The organism is Mesorhizobium sp. LNJC394B00 (genome assembly GCF_000502555.1).
Lineage (GTDB): Bacteria > Pseudomonadota > Alphaproteobacteria > Rhizobiales > Rhizobiaceae > Mesorhizobium.
In genome coordinates, this window is record NZ_AYWH01000002.1 from 91,030 (window position 1) to 115,000 (window position 23,971).

Consider the following 23,971-nt stretch of genomic DNA (forward strand, 5'->3'; position numbering starts at 1 on the left):
CGTCGTGAAAAATTGCGGCAAAGCGGGTTCGCGGGGAGCGATTGCATGAGCCTCGACAGGGAATGGGACTCGATCCGGCCAGATCGCAGCTTTCGCGCCGCCGGCGTCGGCTTATTGCGCGTCACGCTGTTGTTCGGCTCGGCCGCAGTGGCGCTGGCGCTGATCGCGGTCCCCGTGCTGGACAACCAGACGCGATCATCCAGCTGCGATGCTCTTGCAGGCGGTCTCGACCCGATGAGCACGGGTTCGATCGGCTCGCGGGCCACCTATACGCTGCGCAGAAGTGTGCTGCAGCCCTCACCGAGCTCAGTCTGCATCATCCGCGCCGACGGCCAACGCAGCGGCGACTGCTGACCAACAAGGTGGACACCAGCTTGAGAACTTCCTCAACGCAGGCCCATTTCACAGCCTGTTAAGCTTGTGCCGTTAACCTTTCTTAACAGGTCGGCGATATGGTCGGGGATGAGAGGGATCGACGATCATGAAGCCATTGCTGCGCCGATTTTTGCAGGACGAAACAGGCGCCACGGCCATTGAATATGGCCTGATCGTTGCGGTGCTGTCGCTTGCCATCGTCGGGGGTGTCGGCAAGGCCAGCAATGCGATCCAGTTTCTGTTCAGCGACAACAACAGCAGGCTCGCAAACGCCTTCGCCGAGCACTGATCCGGAGCGCCGTCACCGCCCGCCGGGGTTTTCCAGTATCGTCTTCAGCGAGACCTTCGCCGAACCCGGTTTCAAGGGCTTTTGCTGCGAGGCATCGGGCGCCCAGCCCGACATCCAGACGATGGAAAAGCTTGCCCTGATGCGGCCATCAGCGTCCGAAAAGCGTTCGGCATAGATTTCGGCGGCACGGGTAAAAAGCTTTCGCGCTCCCGGTCGCCGGCTGCGATCAGTCAGCGCGCTGGTTTCGCCCATCGCCCTGAGATCGGCAATGAGGTCGAAGAGGGTATCGTAGCGGACGGTCACCGATTCGACGTCGGCCACCGGCAGCGCCAGTCCGGCGCGCTGCAGCAGTGCGCCGGCGTCGCGAACATCGGTGAAGGGGATGACACGCGGGCTGGCGCCGCCATAGAGTTCGNGTTCGGTCTCGGCGGCGAGCAGGCTTTCGCGCAATTCGGAAAGCGTGCCGGCGCCGGCAAAGGCGCCGAGGAAAAGCCCGTCGGGCCGCAGAGCGCGGCGGATCTGCACCAGCATGCCGGGAATGTCGTTCATCGCCTGCAACGACAGAAGTGAAACGACGAGGTCGAGGCTTTCCGGCTGGAACGGCACTGTTTCCAGCGGTGCTATCAGCCCTGGCCGGCCGTCCAGAAACGCTGGATCTGCCTCGACGCGCACGATCTCCGCTGCCTTGCCGCTTGCAGCGACCACGTCCGTTGCGTCCGGCGTCTGGCAAAACAGCACCGCGGCCTTGCCGAATTTCCGCTCGACCGCGCCGAGCCGGTCGGCAAGGTCTTCCGCCGCCCGCCGCATCAGAAAATCCGCGCCGGCTACGGGGTGGGCCAGCGCCCTGCGCTTGCGCACCAGCCAAAGTTCAGTATCGATGATCGGCTGCAACGGTAGACATCCCTGTTTGTCCGTCTAGTGATATCCTGGCGCGGACGACAAAACCACGTGGCCGATCCGGTGATGGAGATCAAGAGCCTCGCTCAAACCATGTTGAAACTGGCCATGTTGGACTGGCCGGCGCGGATGCTGTTCCCGCCGGTCTGTGCCGGCTGTCGCAGGCACGTCTCGCAACCCGGCGTTTTGTGCGGTGCCTGCTGGCCGAAACTCAGGCTGCTGGAGCGGCCATGGTGCGCGGTGATGGGCACGCCATTCACGCACGATATGGGCGAGGGATTCCTGTCGGCCGAGGCGATCGCCGATCCGCCGCCGTTCGAGCGGGCGCGGGCGGCCGTGGCCTATTCAGGTGTCGCCGGCCAGATGGTGCAAGGTCTGAAATACCAGGATCGCACCGATCTGGCGCCGTGGATGGCGCGCTGGATGCTGCGCGCCGGCGCTGAGGTAATTGCAGACGCCGATGTCGTCGTACCGGTGCCGCTGCACTGGCGGCGCTTCTTTCGGCGGCAGTTCAACCAGTCGGCGGAGTTGGCAAGGGCGGTTGCGCAGCTTAGCGGGCTGCCTTTCTCGCCCTCGGCGGTCCGGCGCGTCAAGCTCACGCGCCAGCAGGTCGGGCTGGAGCGGCAGGAGCGCGAGGACAATGTGCGCGCCGCCTTCCGTGTGCCTGCGGAAGCCGAAATCGAGATCACTGGGCGCCGCGTGCTTCTGGTCGACGATGTCTACACCACCGGCGCTACCGTGCGCTCGGTCGCCAAGGCGCTGAAGAAGGGCGGCGCCGGAGCGGTCGATGTGCTGACCTTTGCGCGTGTCCTGCCGGGGGACTTTCGGGCCGACGAGTCCGCGATTATATAAGGTCAAAGAAAGGCACGGACCGATGCTCGATGTGACGATTTACACCCGTATGATGTGCGGCTATTGCGCAGCGGCCAAGCGGTTGCTCGACCGCAAGGGCGTCGCCTACACCGAGCATGACGCTTCGTTTTCGCCGGAATTGCGCCAGGAAATGATTTCGCGGGCGCATGGCCGCTCGACCTTTCCGCAGATTTTCATCGGCGACACGCATGTCGGCGGCTCCGACGACCTCCACGAGTTGGAGGCACGGGGGCAGCTGGATAGGCTGCTTGCCAACGGCTCGACGACAAAGAGCGGTTCGTAGCGCCGCTCTATGTCTTTGTTTTTACGCAATTCCGGACGGAAAACCGTTACACACTTTTCCTGGAATTGCTCAAAGAGGACGTGACGATGGGTATTTTCAAGGCGGCGGCGATCCAGATGCGTTCGGGCGAGAGCCCCGAGCGCAACGCGGTGGATCTCGAACGGCTGGTGCGCGAAGCGGCAGGCCTCGGTGCAACCTACATCCAGACCCCGGAAATGACCGGTGCGCTGATCCGCGACAAGGAAGCCAGGGCTGCTTCCTTCACCTTGGAAGACAAGGACATCGTCGTGGCGGCCGCGCGCAAGCTCGCCAGCGAACTCGGCGTCTTCCTGCACATCGGCTCGACCGCCATCCTGCGCACCGACGGCAAGCTCGCCAACCGGGCGCTGCTGTTTGGGCCGGACGGCGCCACCCTTGCCACCTACGACAAGATCCACATGTTCGATGTCGACCTCGACAATGGCGAGAGCTGGCGCGAATCCGCCGCCTATGAGCCGGGCACCGAGGCCGTCGTCACCGAGATCGACGGCGCTAGTCTCGGCTTTGCCGTCTGCTACGATCTACGCTTTCCACAGCTGTTCCGCGCCGAGGCGATGGCCGGCGCCGACCTCTTGTCGGTGCCTGCCGCCTTCACCCGCCAGACCGGCGAGGCGCACTGGCATGTGCTGCTGCGAGCCCGTGCCATCGAGAACGGCGCCTATGTGGTTGCTGCAGCACAAGGTGGCCTGCATGAGGATGGCCGCGAAACCTATGGCCATTCGCTGATCGTCGACCCATGGGGTCGAATTCTCGCCGAGGCCGACCATGACGATCCGGAGGTGATCATCGCCGAGATCGACACGGCGCAGTCGTCGGCCGCGCGTAAGAAAATCCCCAATCTCAAGAACGCGCGTGATTTTGCCGTCAATGCCGGCGCAGTGGAAGCGCCGCGGCTCAGGGGCGCGGCTTCGTGATCCGCTTTGCCCTGATCTGCGAGCACGAGCACGAATTCGAGGGCTGGTTTCGCAGCAATGACGATTTCGACACGCAGAAGAAGCGCGGCTTCGTCGATTGCCCGAGCTGCGGCTCGCACAAGGTGCAAAAGGCGCTGATGGCGCCAGCCGTCTCCACCGCGCGGAAGCAGGAAACAATTGCGCTGGCCATGGGCGAAACCCAGAAGCAGGCTTTGGCGCAACTGAAGGCGATGGCCGAGAAGGTGCGCGAGAATGCCGACTATGTCGGCGACAAGTTTGCCGAAGAAGCGCGCAAGATCCATTTCGGCGAGAGCGATGCGCGCGGCATCTATGGCGAGGCGACGTTGGACGAAGCCAAGAGCTTGGCCGAGGATGGCATCGATTTCATGCCGATCCCGAGTTTTCCCGAGGAGCGCAATTGAGCGATCAGCTGGCGCTATCGATCAATTTGCCAAGCAACTGAGCCAGTGCCCCCCGCTCCGTGCCGGTGAGCCCGGCGAGGATTTCATGCTCGTTGGCGACGTGGGCGGTCAGGGCTTCGTCGATCAAGGCCAGACCTTTTTCGGTCAGTTGCACGACAATGCCACGCCGGTCGTTGGGGTGCGGGCCGCGCAGGATCAGTCCGGCCTTCTCAAGCCGGTCGAGCCGGTTGGTCATGGCGCCGGAGGTCACCATCGTCGCCTCGTATAGAGCGGTCGGTGTCAGCGCGTAGGGCTGGCCGGAGCGGCGCAGCGTCGCCAGCACATCGAATTCGCCGGCCTGCAGTCCGAAACGGGCAAACAGCGGGGCGAGGCGCTCGCGGGCGATTAGCGACGAGGCTTCGTTCAGCCGCCCAAGCACCAGCATTGGCGACACCTCCAGGTCCGGCCGTTCCCGCTTCCATTGCTCCACCGCCTTTGCCGCGCGATCCATCTGTCTCACCGCTAAGTATCTTGACGTTAAGAATCTTTGTGGTATGCTACCTCAAGATACAGTTTCGACCCAGTGCCGCAAGTGAGTGACGGGACCATCCGATGAAATTTCTCTGGGAATCGGCGCTTGGCCTGCTGGTCGTCACCGGCGGCCTGCTCGGCCTGACCCTGCCGTTCGGCAAGCTGGCGACGGCTGCCGGCGTTCCGGCCATGGTCTGGGCCTTCGTCATCTCGTTCGGCGCCGGGGGCGTGCTGCTGTGCCCGTTGCTCGCGAACGGCGAGCGCATGCGGCTCACGTCGCACAGACTGCGCTATTTCTTCATCACCGCCGCCGTGTCCTACGCCGTGCCCAATCTGCTGATGTTTTCGGCTATCCCGCATCTCGGCGCCGGCTATACCGGCATCATGTTCACGCTGTCGCCGGTCATCACACTGGTGTTTTCGATCCTGCTCGGCGTTCGACGGCCAAATACGCTCGGCAGTATCGGTATCGCCGTCGGCTTCATCGGCGCCGTCATGGTGGCGGTGACGCGCGGCGAGGCCGGCCAGCCGGCCGATGTCTACTGGGTGCTGGTCGGACTTTTGATCCCGGTCAGCCTTGCCGCCGGCAATATCTATCGCACCGTCGACTGGCCCGAAGGCACCGGTCCGATCGAACTGGCCGTCGGCAGCCACCTGGCCTCGGCGACGCTGCTGCTGATCGGCATTCTCACGCTGTTCGGCGTCGGCGCTTTCGCCCCGCTCAGGGCCGTGCCGCTGGTTGTCGTGGCGCAAGTCGCTTCGGCCTCGGCGATGTTTGCCTTCTTCTTCCGGCTGCAGGCCGTGGGCGGTCCGGTCTATCTCAGCCAGATCGGCTATGTGGCGGCGGCCGTCGGCCTGTTTGCCGGAACCATCTTCCTCGGCGAGCACTACCAGTTGCTGACCTGGGCCGGCGCGGTGATCATCACCATCGGCGTGATCATCACCACCAAGGCGCAGAGCCAGAAGGCATAGGGTCTTTGGTTTACGCAATTCCCTAGGCAAAGCGCTATGCGCTTTTCCCGGGAAAACCGCTTCACACTTTGCTCGAACTGCTCAAGCTTAAATTTGGCTCGCGTCGAGGCGCTTCCGTAGCGCCGGCGGGGCGACGTTTCGCCAGGCCGTCCGAACGGCGCTGCGGAATGTCTGTTCGTCGCAGGCTTCGAGCATGATCGACGTCCATCCCTTTTGGCCCCAGCCGCCTGTCACGGGCCTGAAAACCGATGGCTCAGCCGCGGCCATCATCTCTTGCTGGTCCCGGTCGAGCTTGACGACAGCACGGTCGGCTTCGGGCAGCGAGACGAAGATACGGTTGCGGACGCGGAAGTCAGCCTTGCCGAAATGCGATTGCTCGACCGTTTCGGGAAGATCGAGCGCCAGCTCTCGGGCCCTCATAGTGTCCACGGCCGCCCCTTCGTTCAGACCGATCGTTTTTCCGCCAGCACCATATAGTTGACGTCCATGTCCTTGGAGCGTGCCCAGCGGTCGGCGAGAGGATTGTAGGTCACGCCGGTGCGGTCGATGATGGTCATGGCGGCGCTGCCGAGCGCCTTTTCAAGCTCTTCGGGCCGCACCAGCTTGCCGAACTGGTGGGTGCCGCGCGGCAGCCAGCGCAGCACATATTCGGCGCCGATGATGGCCAGGCCCAGTGCCTTCAGCGTGCGGTTGATGGTGGCCACGAACATGATGCCGCCGGGCTTGACCATTTCGCCGCACTTGCCGATGAACAGGTCGACATCGGCAACATGCTCGACGACTTCCATGTTGAGGACGACGTCGAATTTCTCGCCGGAATCGGCCAAATCCTCAGCGGTCGTAGCGCGATAATCCACCGTCACGCCGCCTTCGGCCGCGTGCAGCTTCGCCACCTCGATGTTGGTTGCCGAGGCGTCGGCGCCGACCACTTCGGCTCCAAGCCTTGCCATCGGCTCGCACAATAACCCACCACCGCAGCCGATATCGAGGAAACGCAGGCCTTCGAACGGCCGCGCCGCCCGCGGATCGCGGCCGAAGCGCGCCGCCACCTGGTCCCGGATATAGGCCAGCCGGACCGGGTTGAATTTGTGCAGCGGACGGAATTTGCCGTTCGGGTTCCACCATTCGGCGGCAAGCGCGGAAAAGCGTTCCACTTCTCCGGCATCGATTGTCGATCGTCGGGCCTCTGGCATGGGGCGGGTCTCCTCGGACGCTAGGAAGTCGGGTGCCGGGGCAAGAAAGTCAAGGCCGGTTTTATGCGACTGCTGGCAAGTCGACCTAGGGCCTCGAGATCACAATCGCCGCATGTCCCATCTCAACACTCGCGGGATCGATGGCCCGCATCGCTTCGCAATCGCCGATCTCGGCGATGATGCGGCCGGCGGCGGCGAGAGCCTGCTCGCGACTTCGCCAGCGCACGACATCGACCCAGCTGCCATCGTCCCGCCGCGCCAGGCAGCGGTTTACGAAACCAGGTTGCCGCGCCAGCCAGTCGGCGACCAGGTTGTTGGCGGCGGCAAAGCCCGCTTCCGCTCCAGGCTTGAGGCGAAAGGTGACGATTTCCAGGGCCTCGGTCATTTTGCGTCCAGCACGTCGCGCAATTTCGCCGCCAGCTGCTCGATGGTGAAGGGCTTGGCCAGGAAATGCACGTCATGGTCGAGCACGCCATTGTGGACGACGGCGTTCCTGGTGAAGCCGGTGGTGAAGATCACCTTCAGCTTCGGCATGCGCGCCAGCGCCTCCTCGGCGAGCTTGCGGCCATTCATCACCGGCATGACGATATCGGTGAACATGAGCGCCACACCAGGGTTGTCGCCCAGCTTTTCCAGCGCTTCCTGGCCGCTTGTGGCATGAATGACGGTGTAGCCGAGTTCGCGCATGGCATCCGTGGTGGAAGCCCGCACGCGTGGATCGTCCTCCACGACAAGGATGGTTTCGGTGACCGGCACGGCAGGATTTCCGGCTCGTTCCGAAGATATGGCGGCCTCTTCCGGGCCGAAGAAGCGCGGCAGGTAGATCCTGATCGTGGTGCCTTGGCCGGGTTCCGAGTAAATCTTGACGTGTCCGCCGGACTGTTTGACGAAGCCGAACACTTGGCTCAGCCCGAGGCCGGTGCCCTTGTCGACTGGCTTGGTGGTGAAAAATGGCTCGAAAGCCCGCTCCATGACGTCCGCCGGCATGCCGGCGCCGGTGTCGCTGACCGCAATCATTACATACTGGCCGGCTTTGACCTCGGCATGGGTGGCGGCGTAGCCCTCGTCGAGGTGGCTGTTGGCGGTCTCGATGGTCATCTTGCCGTCCTCGCCCATGGCGTCGCGCGCATTGACCGCCAGGTTGAGAATGGCATTTTCGAGCTGGCTCGGATCGGCATGGGTCTTCCACAGGCCGCCAGCCAGCACGGTTTCGATGCGGATGGTTTCGCCGAGCGCCCGCCGAAGCAGGTCCGACATGCCGGCGACCAGACGATTGGCGTCTACAACCTGAGGCGCGAGCGGCTGCTGGCGCGAGAAGGCAAGCAGCCGTGACGTCAAGTTTGCGGCCCGGGTCGCCGCATCGGTCGCCGCTTCGATGAATTTCATGATGTCGTGCTCGCCCCGCGTCAGCTTGCGCTGGGCGAGGTTCATGGCGCTGATGATCACCGCCAGCATGTTGTTGAAATCGTGGGCGATACCGCCGGTCAGCTGGCCCACAGCCTCCATCTTCTGCATCTGGCGGATCTGTGATTCGGCCTTTTCACGCGTCTGGATTTCGTTGCCGAGCTCGATGTTCTTGCGCATCAGCTCTTCCTGGGCGATGGCCACTGCGCGGAACCGGCGGCGCGAAAGGCGAACCGTGTAGGCGCCAAGCAGGAAGATCGCCAGCAGCGCCGCTATCGAGCCGATTCGCAGCCAGTTTTCGACCCGGTCGGTATGAGCGTCGCGCGCGGCGATGGCTGCGCCGCCAATGCGCCGGATCGTGTCCATGCTGGCCCGGATCTGGTCCATGGCGGCCTTGCCCTGGCCGCTGCGGACCAGTTCCAGAGCTTTTGCCGCATCGCCGCGATCGTAGAGTGCAATCGTCTCAGCCAATTCGGCCTGGTTTTGTGAAAGCGCGTCCTTGACGTGGTTGATCTGCTGCACGAGTTCGTCGTCCGGCGCGGTCATGCCGTCGATGCGCGCAAGCTGGCCCGGAATGGCGTCGACCGCCTGCCGATAAGGCTGGAGGTAGGATTTCTCGCCGGTCAGGAGATAGCCGCGCTGGCTGGTCTCGGCCTCCTGAGCCATGGCAAGCAAACCGGAAAGCAATTCCTGATACTCGACCGCCTCGCGCGCGGCCTCACGATTGGCTCTCTGGGTCTCGACCAGCACGGCGCGTGTGCCGACGATCAACGCCAGCACGGCGAAGCCGATGAACAGCGGCAGCGATTGCCACCGCATGGCGCGTCGAAGGCGAACAATCATTCGATATGCCGGACCAAAAGGAGTTTCCCGCGGGCAGCATTTGGTAAGCGGCGGCGGGGCCGAACGCAATATGCCGCGATCCTGAAGCCGGCATCCGCCGCCAGCCTTGCGAAACCGTCATCATTTGGCTAAGGAGGCGCGCATTCAGCGGCCGGCTTCTGTCGAGCGCTTACTTCCCCTTTCGGTCCTGGGCCGGCTTCAGTCAAAGGCATTTCGCTTCCATGGCGCGCATCGTGATGAAATTCGGCGGAACCTCCGTCGCCGACATCGCCCGCATCCGCAATGTGGCGCGTCACGTCAAACGCGAGGTCGATGCCGGCCATGAGGTCGCTGTCGTGGTTTCGGCGATGGCGGGCAAGACCAATGAACTGGTTGGCTGGACGCGCGAAGCCTCGCCCATGCACGACGCGCGCGAGTATGACGCCGTGGTCGCCTCGGGCGAGCAGGTGACTGCCGGCCTGCTGGCGATCACACTGCAGAATATGGGCGTCCATGCCCGCTCCTGGCAGGNGCAGGTGACTGCCGGCCTGCTGGCGATCACACTGCAGAATATGGGCGTCCATGCCCGCTCCTGGCAGGGCTGGCAGATCCCGATCAAGACCGACAACGCGCATGGCGCGGCGCGCATCCTCGAAATTGACGGCGCGTTCCTGATCAAGCGCTTCGGCGAGGGCCAGGTGGCTGTCGTCGCCGGCTTCCAGGGCATCGGCCCGGACAACCGCATCGCCACGCTCGGCCGCGGCGGCTCCGACACAAGCGCGGTGGCCATTGCCGCGGCGGTCAAGGCCGACCGCTGCGACATCTACACCGATGTCGACGGCGTCTACACCACCGATCCGCGGATCGAGCCGAAGGCGCGGCGGCTCAGCAAGATTTCGTTCGAGGAAATGCTCGAAATGGCCTCGCTCGGCGCCAAGGTCTTGCAGGTGCGCTCGGTCGAGCTTGCCATGGTGCACAGGGTGCGTACGTTCGTGCGGTCGTCCTTCGACGATCCCGATGCGCCCGGAATGGGGGATTTGCTCAATCCTCCGGGAACGCTTATTTGCGACGAGGAAGAGATCGTGGAACAGCAGGTCGTCACCGGAATTGCCTACGCCAAGGACGAAGCGCAGATTTCTCTGCGCCGCGTTGGCGACCGCCCGGGCGTTGCCGCCGGCATTTTCGGCCCGCTGGCCGAGGCCAACATCAATGTCGACATGATCGTCCAGAACATCTCAGAGGACGGCAAGTTCACCGACATGACCTTCACCGTGCCGTCCGGCGACGTGGACAAGGCGCTGGCCGTGCTGGAGCGTCTGAAGGCTTCGATCGGCTATGACGTGGTGCAGTCGGAAGCCGGCATGTCGAAGGTTTCGGTCATCGGCATCGGCATGCGCAGCCATGCCGGTGTGGCCGCCACCGCTTTCAAGGCGCTGGCCGACAAGGCGATCAACATCCGCGCCATCACCACCTCCGAGATCAAGATTTCGATACTGATCGACGGTCCCTACACGGAACTCGCGGTTCGCACTTTGCATTCCGTGTACGGTCTGGATAAGCAGTAGCGAGAGCGATTTGAGTTGTTGCGTGTGCGCCGGTGGCAGTGGAAACTGCGGCGGGCAAAATGCCCATTGGAGAAGAAGCCGCGATGCGTGATACGGCCAGTGGCCCGCGCGTTCTGCTGAAACGGCTCCGCGAGCTCATGCAGGAGCCGCTGGAGCCGCAGGAGCGGCTCGACCGGATCGTGCGCGACATCGCCTCCAACATGGTCGCCGAGGTCTGCTCGCTCTATGTGCTGCGCGCCGATTCGGTGCTCGAACTCTATGCCACCGAAGGTCTGAACCCGAACGCCGTCCATTTGGCGCAGCTGCGGCTGGGGCAGGGCCTCGTCGGCACCATTGCCGCCAGCGCGCGGCCGCTCAACCTCTCCAATGCGCAGGAACATCCGGCCTTCGCCTACCTGCCGGAGACCGGCGAAGAGATCTACAATTCCTTCCTCGGCGTGCCGGTACTAAGGGCAGGGCGCACGCTCGGCGTGCTGGTGGTGCAGAACAAGACCATGCGCCACTACCGCGACGACGAGGTCGAGGCGCTGGAAACGACCGCCATGGTGATCGCCGAGATGATCGCCACCGGCGATCTCGCGCGCCTGACCCGGCCCGGCCTCGAACTCGACCTGCGCCGTCCCGTCAGCTTTACCGGCCTGTCCTTCAACGAGGGTGTCGGCCTCGGCCATGTCGTGCTGCATGAGCCACGCATCGTCGTCACCAATCTGTTCAACGAGGACAGTGAGGAAGAGGTGCGCCGGCTGGAGACGTCGCTCGGTTCGCTCAGGCTTTCCATCGACGACATGCTGGAGCGGCGCGATGTCGCCTTCGAGGGAGAACATCGCGAGGTGCTCGAGGCGTATCGCATGTTTGCCAACGACCGCGGCTGGGTGCGCCGGCTGGAAGAGGCGATCCGCAACGGCCTGACGGCGGAAGCGGCGGTGGAAAAGGTGCAGAGCGACATGCGCGCCCGCATGCTGCACATGACCGATCCTTATTTGCGCGAGAGGATGAGCGACTTCGACGATCTCGCCAACCGGCTGCTGCGCCAGCTGATGGGGCGCGGGCCTGACGACGTCGCGGCGTCACTGCCGAAGGATGCCATCCTGGTCGCGCGCTCGATGGGCGCGGCCGAACTGCTTGATTATCCCAGGGACAAGCTGCGCGGCGTGGTGCTGGAAGACGGCGCTGCCACCAGCCATGTCGTCATCGTAGCGCGCGCCATGGGCATTCCGGTCGCCGGCCAGATGAAGGGCGCCGTTTCCATGGCGGAAAACGGCGATGCCATCATCGTCGACGGCGAGGAAGGCACCATCCATCTGCGGCCGCAGCCCGACCTCGAAGCTGCCTATGCCGAAAAAGTGCGCTTCCGGGCGCGCCGGCAGGAAGTCTACCGGGAACTGCGCAAGAAGCCGTCGGTGACCAAGGACGGCGTCCAGGTCGACCTGCTGATGAATGCGGGCCTGGCCGTCGACCTGCCGCAGCTGGCCGAGGCGGGTGCGGCCGGCATCGGCCTGTTCCGCACCGAATTGCAGTTCATGGTCGCCTCGACCTTCCCGCGCGCCGAGGCGCAGGAGCGGCTCTACCGCGACGTGCTGGACGCGGCGCGTGGCAAGCCGGTCACCTTCCGCACCATCGACATCGGCGGCGACAAGGTGCTGCCCTACTTCAAGGGCGCTGTCCAGGAAGAAAACCCTGCGCTCGGCTGGCGCGCGATCCGGCTGACGCTCGACCGGCCGGGTCTGCTCAGGACCCAGATCCGCGCTCTGCTGAAGGCCTGCGGCGGGCGCGAACTGAAGCTGATGCTGCCGATGGTGACCGAGCTCGGCGAAATCGCCCAGGCGCGCGAGATCATCGACCGCGAAGTGCGGCATCTCTCCCGCTTTGCCCACCATCTGCCGACCAGCCTCAAGGTGGGCGCCATGCTGGAAGTGCCGTCGCTGCTGTTCCAGCTCGACGAGTTGATGAAGGCGGTCGATTTCGTCTCGGTCGGCTCCAACGACCTGTTCCAGTTCGTCATGGCGGTCGATCGGGGGAACACGCAGCTCTCCGACCGCTTCGACACGCTGTCGACGCCGTTCCTGCGGGTTCTGAAGCAGATCGCCGACGCCGGGGTTCGCAACCACACGCCGGTGACGCTGTGCGGCGAGCTTGCCGGAAAACCCATTTCCGCCATGGCGCTGATCGGCCTCGGCTACCGCTCGATCTCGATGTCTCCAGCCTCGATCGGCCCGGTCAAGGCGATGTTGACCGAACTGCCACTGGAGGAATTGGAGGCTTTCTTTGCCGACAATCTGATGGCGCCAGCTCAAGGGCTGCCGATGCGAGCGCTGCTGCAGGCCTTCGCCGACGACCGCTCCATCCCGCTATAGCATTAGCCATGGTCAATCTTCCCCGCGAGCGTATGGATCAGGTCGTCAAGCGTTTCGAGATGCTCGAAGCGCAGATGTCGGCCGGCCCGGCAGCCGATGCCTATGTGAAGATGGCTTCCGAATATGCCGAGCTGCAGGACATGGTGGCCAAGGTCAGGGAACTGCGCTCAGTCGAGCGCGAGCAAGCCGACCTCGAGGCGATGCTTGCCGACAAGGGCACCGACGCCGAGATGCGGGCCCTGGCGGAGGCAGATTTGCCGGGCGTCGAAGCGCGAATCGAAGAGCTGCAGAAGGACATCCAGATCCTGCTGTTGCCCAAGGACGCGGCCGACGACAAGAACGCCATCCTTGAAATCCGCGCCGGCACCGGCGGCGATGAGGCGGCATTGTTCGCCGGCGACCTGTTTCGCATGTATGAGCGCTATGCCGCCGAACGCGGCTGGCGCTTCGAGACGGTGTCGGCCAGCGACGGCGACGCCGGCGGCTTCAAGGAAATCATCGCCACCATTTCCGGTAGGGGAGTCTTTGCCAATCTGAAGTTTGAATCCGGCGTGCACCGCGTGCAGCGCGTGCCGGCGACCGAGGCCAGCGGGCGCATCCACACTTCGGCGGCGACGGTTGCCGTACTGCCGGAGGCCGAAGAGGTCGACATCGACATTCGCGCCGAAGACATCCGTATCGACACGATGCGCGCCTCGGGTTCGGGCGGCCAGCACGTCAACACCACCGATTCTGCGGTGCGCATCACCCATTTGCCGACCGGCATCATGGTGGTGCAGGCGGAGAAGTCGCAGCATCAGAACCGGGCGAAAGCCATGCAGATTCTGCGTGCGCGGCTTTACGACCTCGAGCGCAGCAAGGCGGACGAGGAGCGCTCGGAGTCACGCAAATCGCAGGTTGGTTCGGGCGACCGTTCGGAGCGCATCCGCACCTACAACTTCCCGCAGGGCCGCCTTACCGACCATCGTATCAACCTGACGCTCTACAAGCTCGACCGGGTGATGATGGGCGAGCTCGATGAGGTCATCAATGCGCTGATCGCCGACCATCAGTCGAAGCTGCTCGCCGATATCGGCTTCGATGGCTGACATGTTGCCCGGCGCGCTCGGGCCGTTGTTGCGGGTGGCGCGGGAGCGGCTTGCCGCGGCCGGCCTTTCCGACCCGGCGCTGGATGCCAGGCTTATCGTCGAGCATTTTTCCGGCACGGACCGTACGCAGGCGATCGCCGACCCGCAACGGACGGTCGATGCGGGTGCGGTTGCCGCAATCGGCGCTGCTCTGCAGCGCCGCATGGCCGGCGAACCGGTTCACCGCATCCTCGGGTTTCGCGAGTTTTACGGCCTGCGGCTGTCGCTGTCGCCGGAAACGCTGGAGCCGCGGCCGGACACCGAAACGCTGGTCGAGGCGATCCTGCCTTTTGCCGGCGCGACGGCCGAAAGGCTGGGGGAATGCCGTATCCTCGATCTCGGCACCGGTACCGGCGCGATTGCGCTGGCGCTGCTCAGCGCGGTTCCGGCCGCGACCGCCACCGGGGTCGATATTTCACAAGACGCGCTGGCAACCGCGATACGTAATGCCGAGCAACTCGGACTCGCCGGCCGGTTCGTGGGGCTGCATTCCGACTGGTTCGAAAAAGTTTCGGGCCGATACCATGTAATTGCCGCAAACCCTCCCTATATATCGTCTGGAGACATTGGAAATCTGCAGGACGAAGTCCGCGATTTCGATCCGCACAGAGCCCTTGATGGCGGTGTGGACGGTCTTGGCCCCTACAGGATCATCGCCGCCGAGGCGGCAAAGTTTCTGGAAGCAGAAGGCAAGATAGCGGTCGAGATCGGCCACTCGCAGCGCAATGAGGTCAGAGACATATTCGCGGCAGCCGGCTACAGGCTGGCCGGGGCATTCGTCGATCTTGGCGGAAACGACAGGGTTCTTATGTTTGAACAGGGAAAGCCTTGATGCAGTGCAAAAAAGCGCTTGGCAATGCCGGGGAATGCGGCTAGGGTCCGCCCTAACCGGATGAGACGAAGCAGGCAGTGCTCTTAGCGATTCGGTTTTCCTTGGAAATAGCTGCCTTCTTGCGCAAACGACGCCCAAGCTTCGTGCGGGAATCGTCCGGCAAGTGATGTAACCGGAACGGGATGACACGTGGCGCCAACGCAATTGATGCGGGCGAACGCCGGTGAAGAAACGAAACGGCTGGCTGCATGAGCGCCTCCGTTCGTGAAACGTTTTTCGAAAATTTCAAAATGAAGAGAGTCTTATGAGGCCACAACAGCAGAACAGGCGCATGCGCGGTCGCAACAACAATGGCGGCGGCGGTGGCAACAACAATAACAACAACAACAACCGCAAGGGCCCAAATCCCCTGACGCGCAACTACGAGAGCAACGGCCCGGACGTGAAAATCCGTGGATCGGCTCAGCAGATCGCCGAAAAATACGCCACTCTGGCCCGTGATGCGCAAAGCTCCGGCGACCGGGTTATGGCGGAAAATTACCTCCAGCACGCCGAGCACTACAACCGCATCATTGCCGCCGCACAGGCGCAGATGCCGATCCAGAATGCCCCGCAGAACCGCGACGAATTCGACGACGATGAAGATCGCGACGATTTTGACAATGCCGGCAGCGGCAATGGCGGCGAGACGCAAGCGCCGATGGCGAACCACGGCAACGGTCCGCAGCCGACGATTGAGGGCACGCCGGCCGAACTCGCATACGGCCAGGAAAACGGCCGCGAGAACAACAGTGGCCGTGACAATAATGGCCGTGACAATAATGGCCGCAACAACAACGGCCGCGACAACAATGGCCGCAACCGTGACCGCCGCCCCAATGGCGGCTATGGCCAGAACGACCAGCGTGGCGACTTTGCCCAGCGTGGCGAGCAGAACGGCCAGCGCGGCGACCAGCAGCGCTTCACCGAAACCCCGGCACAGGCGGAAACCGTTTCCGCGGTTGAGCCCGAAGCCGAGAGCGGTTTCTCCGAGTCGGCGCCGCTGTACGAAAACCTGTCGCCGGCGGCTCTTGCCGCCCGGGCCGAACTCAATGAGGCAGCCGCCGAGAGCGGCGCTGCCCGTCGCCCGCGGCGTCCGCGCCGCCCGCGCAACAATGCCGATCAGGTCGGTGACGAACAGTCTGGTGGTGGCCAGGTGGTGGATGGCGCCGGCGAGACCGCTGCCGCTGTTGACGTGGTTGATGCGGCGCCGGCCGAAAGCCCTGCCGGCGACCCGTTCGCCGTCGACGCCAACAACTGACCCACAAGACATAAGTCGATGAAACGGCGGAGAGAGATCTCCGCCGTTTTCGTTTGCTCGGCCATGCAATATCATCAGCCGGACGTCTTGAGCGGCAATGGCTTGCGCCCCATATCTGGCGTGAACTGGACCCGGCTCGGATGAGCGGGTCCGTCACCGCAATCTGATCCGGTGCCGCAAAGCGGGCCGGTGATGGAAGGAGACAGATATGAACCTCGAAAAATACTCCGAGCGCGTCCGCGGATTCATTCAGTCCGCCCAGACCATGGCGCTCTCGCGCAATCACCAGCAATTCACTCCCGAACATATGCTGAAGGTCCTCGTCGATGACGACGAGGGGCTGGCCGCCTCGCTGATCGAGCGCGCCGGCGGCAACGTGCGCGACGTCAAGCTTGGCGTCGAGACCGCCCTTGAGGCCATGCCCAAGGTGGAAGGCGGCAACGGCCAGCTTTATCTGGCGCAGCCGCTGGCCAAGGTGTTTTCGACCGCCGAGGAATTGGCCAAGAAAGCCGGCGACAGTTTTGTCACGGTCGAGCGGCTGCTGCAGGCGCTGGCGATGGAGAAGTCGGCCAAGACGGCCGATATCCTGTCCAAGGCCGGCGTCACAGCGCAGGCGCTGAACCAGGTGATCAACCACGTCCGCAAGGGCCGTACCGCCGATTCGGCGAGCGCCGAGCAGGGCTATGACGCGCTGAAGAAATACGCGCGCGACCTCACCGCCGATGCCCGCGCCGGCAAGCTCGACCCTGTGATTGGCCGTGACGACGAGATCCGCCGCACCATCCAGGTGCTGTCGCGGCGTACCAAGAACAACCCGGTGCTGATCGGCGAGCCGGGCGTCGGCAAAACGGCGATCGCCGAAGGTCTGGCGCTGCGCATCGTCAATGGCGACGTGCCCGAATCGCTGAAGGACAAGCAGTTGATGGCGCTCGACATGGGCGCGCTGATTGCCGGCGCCAAATATCGCGGCGAGTTCGAGGAGCGGCTGAAGGCCGTGCTCAACGAAGTCACCTCGGCGGCCGGCGGCATCATCCTGTTCATCGACGAGATGCACACGCTGGTCGGCGCCGGCAAGGCCGATGGCGCCATGGACGCTTCGAACCTGTTGAAGCCGGCGCTGGCGCGCGGCGAACTGCACTGCGTCGGCGCGACCACGCTCGATGAATACAGGAAGCATGTCGAGAAGGACGCGGCCCTTGCCCGCCGGTTCCAGCCGGTCTTCGTCAACGAGCCGTCGGTGGAAGATACCGTGTCGATCCTGCGTGGCCTGAAGGAGAAGTACGAGCAGCACCACAAGGTGCGCATCTCGGATTCGGCGCTGGTCGCGGCGGCGACCTTGTCCAACCGCTACATCGCCGACCGTTTCCTGCCGGACAAGGCGATCGACCTTGTCGACGAAGCCGCGTCGCGGCTGAGGATGCAGGTCGATTCCAAGCCCGAGGCGCTGGACGAAATCGATCGCCGCATCATGCAGCTCAAGATCGAGCGCGAGGCACTGAAGGTCGAGAAGGACGAGGCGTCAAAGGACCGGCTCGCGCGTCTCGAAAAGGAACTCGTCGGCCTCGAGGAGGAATCGACCGAGATCACCGCCAAATGGCAGTCGGAGAAGCAGAAGCTTGGCCTCGCCGCTGACCTCAAGAAGCAGCTCGACGCGGCCCGCAACGACCTCGCCATTGCCCAGCGCAAGGGTGAATTCCAGCGCGCCGGCGAGCTTGCCTATGGCAAGATCCCGGAACTGGAAAAGAAGCTGAAGGAAGCCGAAGCCCAGGACGGCAAGGCCGGCATGGTCGAAGAGGTGGTCACGCCCGACCACGTCGCCCATATCGTGTCCCGCTGGACCGGCATTCCGGTCGACAAGATGCTGCAGGGCGAGCGCGACAAGCTGCTGCGCATGGAAGACGAGATCGGCAAGCGAGTCGTCGGCCAGGGCGAAGCGGTACAGGCGGTGTCCAAGGCCGTGCGTCGTGCCCGGGCCGGGCTGCAGGATCCGAACCGGCCGATCGGCTCGTTCATGTTCCTCGGACCGACCGGCGTCGGCAAGACCGAACTGACCAAGGCGCTGGCCAATTTCCTGTTCGACGACGAGAGCGCTATGGTGCGCATCGACATGTCGGAATACATGGAGAAGCACTCGGTCGCCCGGCTGATCGGAGCGCCTCCCGGTTATGTCGGCTATGAGGAAGGCGGTGCGCTGACCGAAGCGGTGCGGCGCCGGCCCTATCAGGTCGTGCTGTTCGACGAGATCGAGAAGGCGCATCCGGATGTCTTCAACGTGCTGTTGCAGGTGCTCGACGACGGGCGGCTGACCGACGGGCAGGGCCGCACGGTCGACTTCCGCAACACGCTGATCGTCATGACGTCGAACCTCGGCGCCGAATATCTGGTCAATCTCAGCGAAGAGCAGGACGTCGATGCCGTGCGCGACGAGGTTATGAGCGTGGTGAGAGCCTCGTTCAGGCCGGAGTTCCTCAACCGCGTCGACGAGGTGATCCTGTTCCACCGGCTGCGCCGGCAGGATATGGGCCGCATCGTCGAGATCCAGCTCAAGCGGCTGGAAAGCCTGCTAGCCGACCGCAAGATCACACTGTCGCTCGACCAGGATTCGATCGACTGGCTGGCGGCGAAGGGCTACGACCCGGCCTATGGCGCGCGGCCGCTGAAGCGGGTGATGCAGAAGGACCTGCAAGATCCGCTGGCGGAAAAAATCCTGCTTGGCGAGATACTCGACGGCTGGACCGTCAAGGTCACCGCCGGCTCCGACCGGTTGAATTTCCGGTCCAGGCCCACTGTGGTGCCGACCGACGCGGCAGCCTGATCCAACGCCGCGCGTCCGACCGGACGCGCGGCATTTTCTTATGAAACAACAATCCTTTGACGGGGGTGCAGATGACGCTGGACGACTACAACAGCTTCTGCGCCTCGCTGCCGCAGACGACGCACGTCGTGCAGTGGGGCGGGGCCGATGTCTGGAAAGTCGGTGGCAAGGTCTTCACCATCGCCGGCCATGACCGGGAGGGTGGCGTCTTCGTCACCTTCAAATGCTCTGAAATGGCTTATGACGTGCTGAAGGATCAGCCCGGCTGCCGGCCGGCGCCCTATCTCGCCTCGCGCGGCATGAAATGGATCCAGCGTCAGACAAGCCAGAGCATGGATGATGATGCGCTGAAGGACTATCTCGGCGAAAGCCACCGCCTCGTCGTCCTCAAGCTGACGAAGCAGACGCGCAAGGAATTGGGCCTGTAGCAACCAGTAATCCGCCATCTTCATGCCCGGTTCATGTTGGAAAGCTTATGTTGTGGTTTGCTGGCGAAGGGGTTTGCCTGCAGGCTTTTGACGATCAGGGCGTTCCTTGCGCATCCAAACGGTGGCGAGAACGTTCTGGTGGGAACACTGCCGGGCGGCGGCAATTACGCATGACCCCGAAAATCGAAATTCGATTTTCGGAAAGGATCATGCGCAGACATGAAGTGTTACAGCGTCCTTTGCGCGTCCAAACGGGCGCGCGGCGCTGTAAGTGCCGGAGAGTTTGACCACCATGTTCCGCACGATCCTTGCCTTTTCGGTGCTCGCCGCCGGGCTGCTCACGTCCAGCGCCATGGCATCGCCGACTGTGGACAACGCACTGCCGGCCGTCCGCGCCGCCGATAGCGGCGGCATTGTGCTTGCCCAGGACGGCAATCTCGACATCTATTACGACGCCAGGGGCAACCGCGTCATCGTCGATGCCGAGACCGGCAAGGTCATCGCCATCCAGCCGCCGCAGACCAGGCTCGACCGCCGCGCGCTGCGCCGGGAAATGCGGGCACGTGAGCTTGGACGCGCACCGGTCGAAGACGACGACCGCTACTATCTCGACGATCCCGAAGACATGGCGCGTTTCCGCCGCAGGCAACTGGACGATCAGGGACGAATCCCCGGCCCGCCGGTTGATGAATACGATCCTGAAAGCGACAGATTCCTGGGGGCCGCTCCGCAGGATGATGCCAATGACAGCGACACCTATCCGGAAGCGCCGAAATCCGCTGAACCGCGGCCCGTCAAGCGCCAGCCGCTGAACGAAGCCTCTATCGATCCCGCCGAACCGGCGGCGCCCGCCGACCAGGCCGCGCTGCCGCCGAAAGCCGGTGGCAAGACCGTGGTCGATCCCTCGCTTTCACTCGGCGCACGCCAGGATGTAGCCGCCTTGCAGGTGCTGCTCGACCGCGCCGGCGCTTCACCCGGCGTCGTCGACGGGCGCTTCGGCTCCAATGTCGACAAGGCGCTTGCCGCCTATAACCAGATCACCGGCAGCAATCTGCGCTCGACCGACGCGGTCGGCATCCAGGCTGCGCTGGCGCAGACCGGTGGCGATGCTTTCGCCAATTATACGATCACGCCCGAGGACGCGGCCGGGCCTTATGTCGCCTCGATACCGGAGGATTATAGCCAGAAGGCGCAGCTCGACCGCATGGCTTACACCTCCGTCACCGAAGCCTTGGCCGAACGGTTCCACATGGACGAGAACTACCTGAAGGGGCTCAATCCCGAGGCCGACTTCAGCCGTCCCGGCACCATCATCAAGGTCGCCAATTTCGGCAGGCTGGTGGCGACGCCGGTTGCCCGCATCGTCGCCGACAAGGACAAGAAGCAGGTGTTCGCCTATGACGCCGGTGGCAAGCTGGTCGCGGCCTATCCGGCCACCATTGGTTCAGCCGACACGCCCTCGCCGACCGGCACTCATACGGTGTCGCGCGTCGCGCTCGATCCGAACTACACCTACAACCCCAGCATCAATTTCAAGCAGGGCCAGAACGACAAGATCCTGACCATCCCGCCGGGTCCGAACGGCCCGGTCGGCTCGGTGTGGATCGCGCTGGACAAGCCGACCTATGGCATTCACGGCACGCCCGATCCCTCCAAGATCGGCAAGACCGAAAGCCATGGCTGCGTGCGCCTGACAAATTGGGATGCGCGTGAACTGGCCAAGCTGGTGTCGCCGGGCGTCACCGTCGAGTTCGTCGGCGGTCCCTCGGCCGATGATGTTGCGGAGCAAGTGAGCGCTCCAGCGCAGTGATATCGGCCTGCCCATAAGGCAGGCCGATATCCAAAGCTGGATTCATGAGCGCAGGGTGCTGGCTGGTTGTTGCCGGCCCGCAAGAAGTCTAAGCAGACGCTCATGAAGTCTCCGAGCGAAGCCGCAGCCGTTCCCCTGACCAGGTCGCTTTCCAACGGTACATTTTGCCCGCAGTCGCAGCGCAAGTTCGTGCTGGTAGCGGCGATCCTGGCGTCAGCGCTCGGCTTCATCGACGGGTCGACCCTGGCCATTGCCATGCCGGCAATGCGCGTCGACCTCGGCGCCAGCCTGGCCGAGGTCCAGTGGATTTCCAACGCCTATGCGCTGACGCTGTCGGCGCTGATTCTGGCCGGCGGCGCCGCCGGCGACCGGTTTGGCCTCAGGCGCGCCTTCGTTGCCGGCATTGCGCTGTTCATCGTCGCTTCGCTGGCCTGCGCGGTGGCGCCGAATGCGCTGGTGCTCATCGCCTTTCGCGCCATTCAGGGCATTGGTGCGGCGATCATGGTGCCGGGCAGCCTCGCCATCATCGCCAAGGCCTATCCGAAGAAGGAGCGCGGCCGGGCGATCGGCATCTGGGCCGCCGCCTCGGCGCTGACGACTGCGCTCGGTCCGGTGCTCGGCGGCTTCGTCCTGTCGGCCTTTGGCGGCGGTATCTGGCGGGCGATCTTCGCCGTCAACCTGCCGCTCGGGCTGATCTCGATCTATCTCCTGCTGGCCAAGATTCCCGCCGACGCGCCGACGGAGAAGCGAAGCCTCGATCTCGGCGGCGCCGCTCTCGCCACGCTTGCCTTCGGGGCGCTTGCCTACGGACTGACCTCGATGAGCGCCGAAGGCAGCGGGCTGATGTCGGGGCCGAGCATCGCCGCAGGCGCCGTGCTGCTTATCATCTTCATCGTCTTCGAGCTTCGGCAGCGCGAGCCGATGATCGATCTCAAGCTGTTTCGGATCGGCGCCTTTGCCGGCGCCAATCTCGCCACCTTCTTCCTGTATTTCGCCCTGTCGGCCAATCTGTTCTACCTGCCGATGCTGTTGATCGCCGGATGGGGGCTGAGCACCAAAGAGGTCGGTTTCATCTTCCTGCCGCTGTCGGCGTCGATCGCGCTGCTGTCGGGTCTCGTCGGCCAGTGGTCGGATCGCATCGGTCCGCGTTTTCCGATCGCCAGCGGCTGCCTGGTGGTTGCCATCGCCTTTGCCGGGCTGGCTTTGCTCACTCATGCCGGCATGCACAATTTCTGGACCGGTATCTTTCCGCTGATGGCCGTGATGGGGCTCGGCATGGCGCTGGTGGTGTCGCCGCTGTCGACGGCGGTCATGACCGCGGTCGAGGACAAGGATACCGGCGCCGCTTCCGGCATCAACAATGCGGTTTCGCGCATTGGCGGGCTGATTGCTGTGGCGGCGATGGGCTCGCTCGCGGCCTGGGTCTATTCGACGATGCTCGATACCAGCGCTAGGCCGGGCATTCCGGGATTCGGCGAACCGGCATTGGCCGGCCTGGCGCCAGACCTTGATGCAACACGGCTCGCCGCCAGCGATGCGGCGTTCGCGGCCGTGTCGACAGTGACGGCCGTGCTTTGCCTGCTTGCCGCTATTATCGCCTGGGCCACCGTTTCGGGGCAAAAGCTGCCTTGGTCACGAGCCGAAGAGGAGCAGTCGACCTGATTCGGAGCCGACCCGATTCGGAATGCTCTGATGGGGCGATTATGATTCGCCGGCGTCGAGTGTGACGGCTTAAAGCGCGTCGCGCTGAAACGGATTCATACGACGCGCTTTAAGTGTTTGTTTTGAGGCATGTCGTTGTCCCAGAACCGCGGCACACTTCTGGGCGACATGCATTAGCCTTCGATCTTGGCGCTCGCGACCTTCAGCGGATTGCTGTCTTCCTGCTTGAGCAGTTCATCGATGCGCTCGCGCTCGCGCTTGAAAGCGACCAGGTCGTCGCCCTTCAGCACCTTGCCGACCGGCAGGCGCACGCGCATCGGGTCGACCTTGGTGCCGTTGACGATCAGCTCGTAGTGAAGATGCGGGCCGGTGGAGAGGCCGGTCTGACCGAGGAAGCCGATGGTCTGGCCCTGGCGGACATGAACGCCCGGTTCGATGCCTTTGGCAAAGGCGCTCTGGTGATTGTAGGAGGTCTCGTAGCCATTGGCATGGCGGATGATGATCTGTTTGCCGTAGCCGCCGGCCCAGCCGGCCTTTTCGATGGTGCCGTTGCCGGCGGCGATGATCGGCGTTCCGATCGGCGCCGCCCAGTCGACGCCGGTATGCATGCGGACATACCCGAGGATCGGATGTCGGCGGGCGCCGAAGCCGGAGCGGAATTTCCCGGCGGGCAGGGGGTTGCGCAACAGGAACTGCTCGGCGCTAGATCCGTCCTCGTCGAAATAGTCGGTCGAGCCGTCCTGCATCTGGAATCGGTAGAAATTGCGCGTCTGGCCGCCGAAGGTCGACGAGACATAGAGCAGTTCCGATTCGTCGGAGGCCTGGTCGTCGCCGTCCGGCTGCGAGAACAGCACGTCGATGCGGTCCGATGGATTGAGCCTGGACTGGAAGTCGACGCCGGAGGCCAGGAGCTTGACCAGTTGCTGGGTCAGCTTCTTCGACATGCCGTAGGAATAGGCGGCGCGGTAGATGCCGTCATAGACGTTCGGCAGATTGCCGCGCACCACCACCGGCGCCGACGAATCATCGAACGCGGTCAGCAATTCGGGGTTCGGCTCCGGTTCCTGCGCCGGCACATACTGGCC

At 63.9% G+C, this 23,971-nt stretch carries 23 protein-coding genes (1 of these 23 cut by a window edge); 16 read left to right on the forward strand and 7 right to left on the reverse strand.

Annotated features, from left to right (window positions below; translation table 11 throughout):
- Positions 1-45 precede the first annotated feature (45 nt).
- Positions 46-354: a hypothetical protein gene (locus X751_RS158625; RefSeq protein WP_023744032.1), complete on the forward strand. Its 309-nt coding sequence runs from the start codon at positions 46-48 to the stop codon at positions 352-354.
- Positions 355-481: 127 nt separating this feature from the next.
- Positions 482-664 (forward strand): Flp family type IVb pilin, encoded by a 183-nt coding sequence (locus tag X751_RS158620; protein ID WP_023672984.1) that lies wholly within the window; start codon positions 482-484, stop codon positions 662-664.
- Between the two features lie 12 nt (positions 665-676).
- Here X751_RS158620 and X751_RS158615 read toward each other — a convergent pair whose 3' ends face one another.
- Entirely contained in the window at positions 677-1,555 is an 879-nt protein-coding gene (locus tag X751_RS158615; protein WP_023744033.1) for a methyltransferase domain-containing protein, read from the reverse strand.
- Positions 1,556-1,654: 99 nt separating this feature from the next.
- Here X751_RS158615 and X751_RS158610 point away from each other — a divergent pair, with 99 nt between their 5' ends.
- From X751_RS158610 to X751_RS158595, 4 genes are all read left to right on the forward strand, one after another.
- On the forward strand, positions 1,655-2,413 hold the full coding sequence (locus X751_RS158610; protein ID WP_245265765.1) for a ComF family protein: 759 nt from the start codon (positions 1,655-1,657) through the stop codon (positions 2,411-2,413).
- A gap of 22 nt (positions 2,414-2,435) precedes the next feature.
- Complete coding sequence (grxC, locus tag X751_RS158605; RefSeq protein WP_023672982.1) at positions 2,436-2,717, forward strand: glutaredoxin 3; 282 nt, start codon at positions 2,436-2,438, stop codon at positions 2,715-2,717.
- An 86-nt stretch (positions 2,718-2,803) separates the two neighbouring features.
- Entirely contained in the window at positions 2,804-3,670 is an 867-nt protein-coding gene (locus X751_RS158600; RefSeq protein WP_023672981.1) for a carbon-nitrogen hydrolase family protein, read from the forward strand.
- Complete coding sequence (locus X751_RS158595; RefSeq protein WP_023672980.1) at positions 3,667-4,092, forward strand: DUF1178 family protein; 426 nt, start codon at positions 3,667-3,669, stop codon at positions 4,090-4,092. Before X751_RS158600 ends, X751_RS158595 begins: the two co-directional genes overlap by 4 nt.
- A 4-nt stretch (positions 4,093-4,096) precedes the next feature.
- On the opposite strand, the gene X751_RS158590 is transcribed toward X751_RS158595, so the two are convergent.
- Positions 4,097-4,582: a MarR family transcriptional regulator gene (locus X751_RS158590; protein WP_023672979.1), complete on the reverse strand. Its 486-nt coding sequence runs from the start codon at positions 4,580-4,582 to the stop codon at positions 4,097-4,099.
- Positions 4,583-4,683: 101 nt separating this feature from the next.
- Here X751_RS158590 and X751_RS158585 point away from each other — a divergent pair, with 101 nt between their 5' ends.
- On the forward strand, positions 4,684-5,574 hold the full coding sequence (locus X751_RS158585) for a DMT family transporter (protein WP_023735167.1): 891 nt from the start codon (positions 4,684-4,686) through the stop codon (positions 5,572-5,574).
- 87 nt (positions 5,575-5,661) lie between these two features.
- On the opposite strand, the gene X751_RS158580 is transcribed toward X751_RS158585, so the two are convergent.
- From X751_RS158580 to X751_RS158565, 4 genes are all read right to left on the reverse strand, one after another.
- Positions 5,662-5,994 (reverse strand): MmcQ/YjbR family DNA-binding protein, encoded by a 333-nt coding sequence (locus X751_RS158580; protein WP_023685781.1) that lies wholly within the window; start codon positions 5,992-5,994, stop codon positions 5,662-5,664.
- Between the two features lie 23 nt (positions 5,995-6,017).
- Positions 6,018-6,767: a bifunctional 2-polyprenyl-6-hydroxyphenol methylase/3-demethylubiquinol 3-O-methyltransferase UbiG gene (ubiG, locus tag X751_RS158575; protein ID WP_023672976.1), complete on the reverse strand. Its 750-nt coding sequence runs from the start codon at positions 6,765-6,767 to the stop codon at positions 6,018-6,020.
- A gap of 85 nt (positions 6,768-6,852) precedes the next feature.
- Positions 6,853-7,152: a hypothetical protein gene (locus X751_RS158570; protein WP_050588469.1), complete on the reverse strand. Its 300-nt coding sequence runs from the start codon at positions 7,150-7,152 to the stop codon at positions 6,853-6,855.
- Complete coding sequence (locus tag X751_RS158565) at positions 7,149-8,990, reverse strand: CHASE3 domain-containing protein (protein ID WP_023731038.1); 1,842 nt, start codon at positions 8,988-8,990, stop codon at positions 7,149-7,151. Before X751_RS158565 ends, X751_RS158570 begins: the two co-directional genes overlap by 4 nt.
- A 245-nt stretch (positions 8,991-9,235) precedes the next feature.
- Here X751_RS158565 and X751_RS158560 point away from each other — a divergent pair, with 245 nt between their 5' ends.
- The 9 genes from X751_RS158560 to X751_RS158520 all read left to right on the forward strand — a co-directional run bounded on the left by X751_RS158560 (position 9,236) and on the right by X751_RS158520 (position 22,886).
- The gene (locus tag X751_RS158560) at positions 9,236-10,558 is read left to right on the forward strand and encodes an aspartate kinase (RefSeq protein WP_023744035.1); all 1,323 of its coding nucleotides are present in this window, start codon (positions 9,236-9,238) and stop codon (positions 10,556-10,558) included.
- A gap of 83 nt (positions 10,559-10,641) precedes the next feature.
- A complete protein-coding gene (gene ptsP, locus X751_RS158555; protein WP_023672972.1) occupies positions 10,642-12,912 on the forward strand; it encodes a phosphoenolpyruvate--protein phosphotransferase in 2,271 nt (756 codons plus the stop codon).
- 8 nt (positions 12,913-12,920) lie between these two features.
- Positions 12,921-14,000, forward strand: coding sequence for a peptide chain release factor 1 (prfA, locus tag X751_RS158550; RefSeq protein WP_023686670.1), 1,080 nt, complete (start codon positions 12,921-12,923; stop codon positions 13,998-14,000).
- Positions 13,993-14,871 carry a peptide chain release factor N(5)-glutamine methyltransferase gene (gene prmC / locus X751_RS158545; RefSeq protein ID WP_023686669.1) on the forward strand — a complete coding sequence of 293 codons (879 nt, stop codon included), beginning with the start codon at positions 13,993-13,995 and terminating at the stop codon, positions 14,869-14,871. Before prfA ends, prmC begins: the two co-directional genes overlap by 8 nt.
- 304 nt (positions 14,872-15,175) lie before the next feature.
- Positions 15,176-16,171: a DUF4167 domain-containing protein gene (locus X751_RS158540; protein ID WP_023686668.1), complete on the forward strand. Its 996-nt coding sequence runs from the start codon at positions 15,176-15,178 to the stop codon at positions 16,169-16,171.
- A gap of 208 nt (positions 16,172-16,379) precedes the next feature.
- Positions 16,380-18,986, forward strand: coding sequence for an ATP-dependent chaperone ClpB (gene clpB / locus X751_RS158535; protein WP_023744036.1), 2,607 nt, complete (start codon positions 16,380-16,382; stop codon positions 18,984-18,986).
- A 71-nt stretch (positions 18,987-19,057) separates the two neighbouring features.
- On the forward strand, positions 19,058-19,414 hold the full coding sequence (locus X751_RS158530; protein WP_023685771.1) for an MmcQ/YjbR family DNA-binding protein: 357 nt from the start codon (positions 19,058-19,060) through the stop codon (positions 19,412-19,414).
- A 292-nt stretch (positions 19,415-19,706) separates the two neighbouring features.
- Complete coding sequence (locus X751_RS158525; RefSeq protein ID WP_023701438.1) at positions 19,707-21,224, forward strand: L,D-transpeptidase family protein; 1,518 nt, start codon at positions 19,707-19,709, stop codon at positions 21,222-21,224.
- A 102-nt stretch (positions 21,225-21,326) separates the two neighbouring features.
- Positions 21,327-22,886, forward strand: coding sequence for an MFS transporter (locus X751_RS158520; protein WP_023744037.1), 1,560 nt, complete (start codon positions 21,327-21,329; stop codon positions 22,884-22,886).
- 173 nt (positions 22,887-23,059) lie between these two features.
- On the opposite strand, the gene X751_RS158515 is transcribed toward X751_RS158520, so the two are convergent.
- Positions 23,060-23,971 carry the 3' portion of a M23 family metallopeptidase gene (locus X751_RS158515; RefSeq protein WP_023701439.1) on the reverse strand. Its footprint extends 1,059 nt past the window's final position, so the window shows 912 of its 1,971 coding nt (coding positions 1,060-1,971); its start codon lies off the right edge, out of view; the stop codon is at positions 23,060-23,062.

Bases quoted from the DNA above. Each gene is read 5' to 3' on its own strand.
- X751_RS158610 (WP_245265765.1), top strand. From the start codon at position 1,655: ATGTTGAAACTGGCCATGTTGGACTGGCCGGCGCGGATGCTGTTCCCG.
- ptsP (WP_023672972.1), top strand. From the start codon at position 10,642: ATGCGTGATACGGCCAGTGGCCCGCGCGTTCTGCTGAAACGGCTCCGC.
- ubiG (WP_023672976.1), bottom strand. From the start codon at position 6,767: ATGCCAGAGGCCCGACGATCGACAATCGATGCCGGAGAAGTGGAACGC.
- X751_RS158620 (WP_023672984.1), top strand. From the start codon at position 482: ATGAAGCCATTGCTGCGCCGATTTTTGCAGGACGAAACAGGCGCCACG.
- X751_RS158565 (WP_023731038.1), bottom strand. From the start codon at position 8,990: ATGCGGTGGCAATCGCTGCCGCTGTTCATCGGCTTCGCCGTGCTGGCG.
- X751_RS158520 (WP_023744037.1), top strand. From the start codon at position 21,327: ATGAAGTCTCCGAGCGAAGCCGCAGCCGTTCCCCTGACCAGGTCGCTT.
- prmC (WP_023686669.1), top strand. From the start codon at position 13,993: ATGGCTGACATGTTGCCCGGCGCGCTCGGGCCGTTGTTGCGGGTGGCG.
- X751_RS158540 (WP_023686668.1), top strand. From the start codon at position 15,176: ATGAGGCCACAACAGCAGAACAGGCGCATGCGCGGTCGCAACAACAAT.
- X751_RS158580 (WP_023685781.1), bottom strand. From the start codon at position 5,994: ATGAGGGCCCGAGAGCTGGCGCTCGATCTTCCCGAAACGGTCGAGCAA.
- X751_RS158570 (WP_050588469.1), bottom strand. From the start codon at position 7,152: ATGACCGAGGCCCTGGAAATCGTCACCTTTCGCCTCAAGCCTGGAGCG.
- clpB (WP_023744036.1), top strand. From the start codon at position 16,380: ATGAACCTCGAAAAATACTCCGAGCGCGTCCGCGGATTCATTCAGTCC.
- X751_RS158600 (WP_023672981.1), top strand. From the start codon at position 2,804: ATGGGTATTTTCAAGGCGGCGGCGATCCAGATGCGTTCGGGCGAGAGC.
- X751_RS158625 (WP_023744032.1), top strand. From the start codon at position 46: ATGAGCCTCGACAGGGAATGGGACTCGATCCGGCCAGATCGCAGCTTT.
- X751_RS158525 (WP_023701438.1), top strand. From the start codon at position 19,707: ATGTTCCGCACGATCCTTGCCTTTTCGGTGCTCGCCGCCGGGCTGCTC.
- grxC (WP_023672982.1), top strand. From the start codon at position 2,436: ATGCTCGATGTGACGATTTACACCCGTATGATGTGCGGCTATTGCGCA.
- X751_RS158530 (WP_023685771.1), top strand. From the start codon at position 19,058: ATGACGCTGGACGACTACAACAGCTTCTGCGCCTCGCTGCCGCAGACG.
- X751_RS158585 (WP_023735167.1), top strand. From the start codon at position 4,684: ATGAAATTTCTCTGGGAATCGGCGCTTGGCCTGCTGGTCGTCACCGGC.
- prfA (WP_023686670.1), top strand. From the start codon at position 12,921: ATGGTCAATCTTCCCCGCGAGCGTATGGATCAGGTCGTCAAGCGTTTC.
- X751_RS158590 (WP_023672979.1), bottom strand. From the start codon at position 4,582: ATGGATCGCGCGGCAAAGGCGGTGGAGCAATGGAAGCGGGAACGGCCG.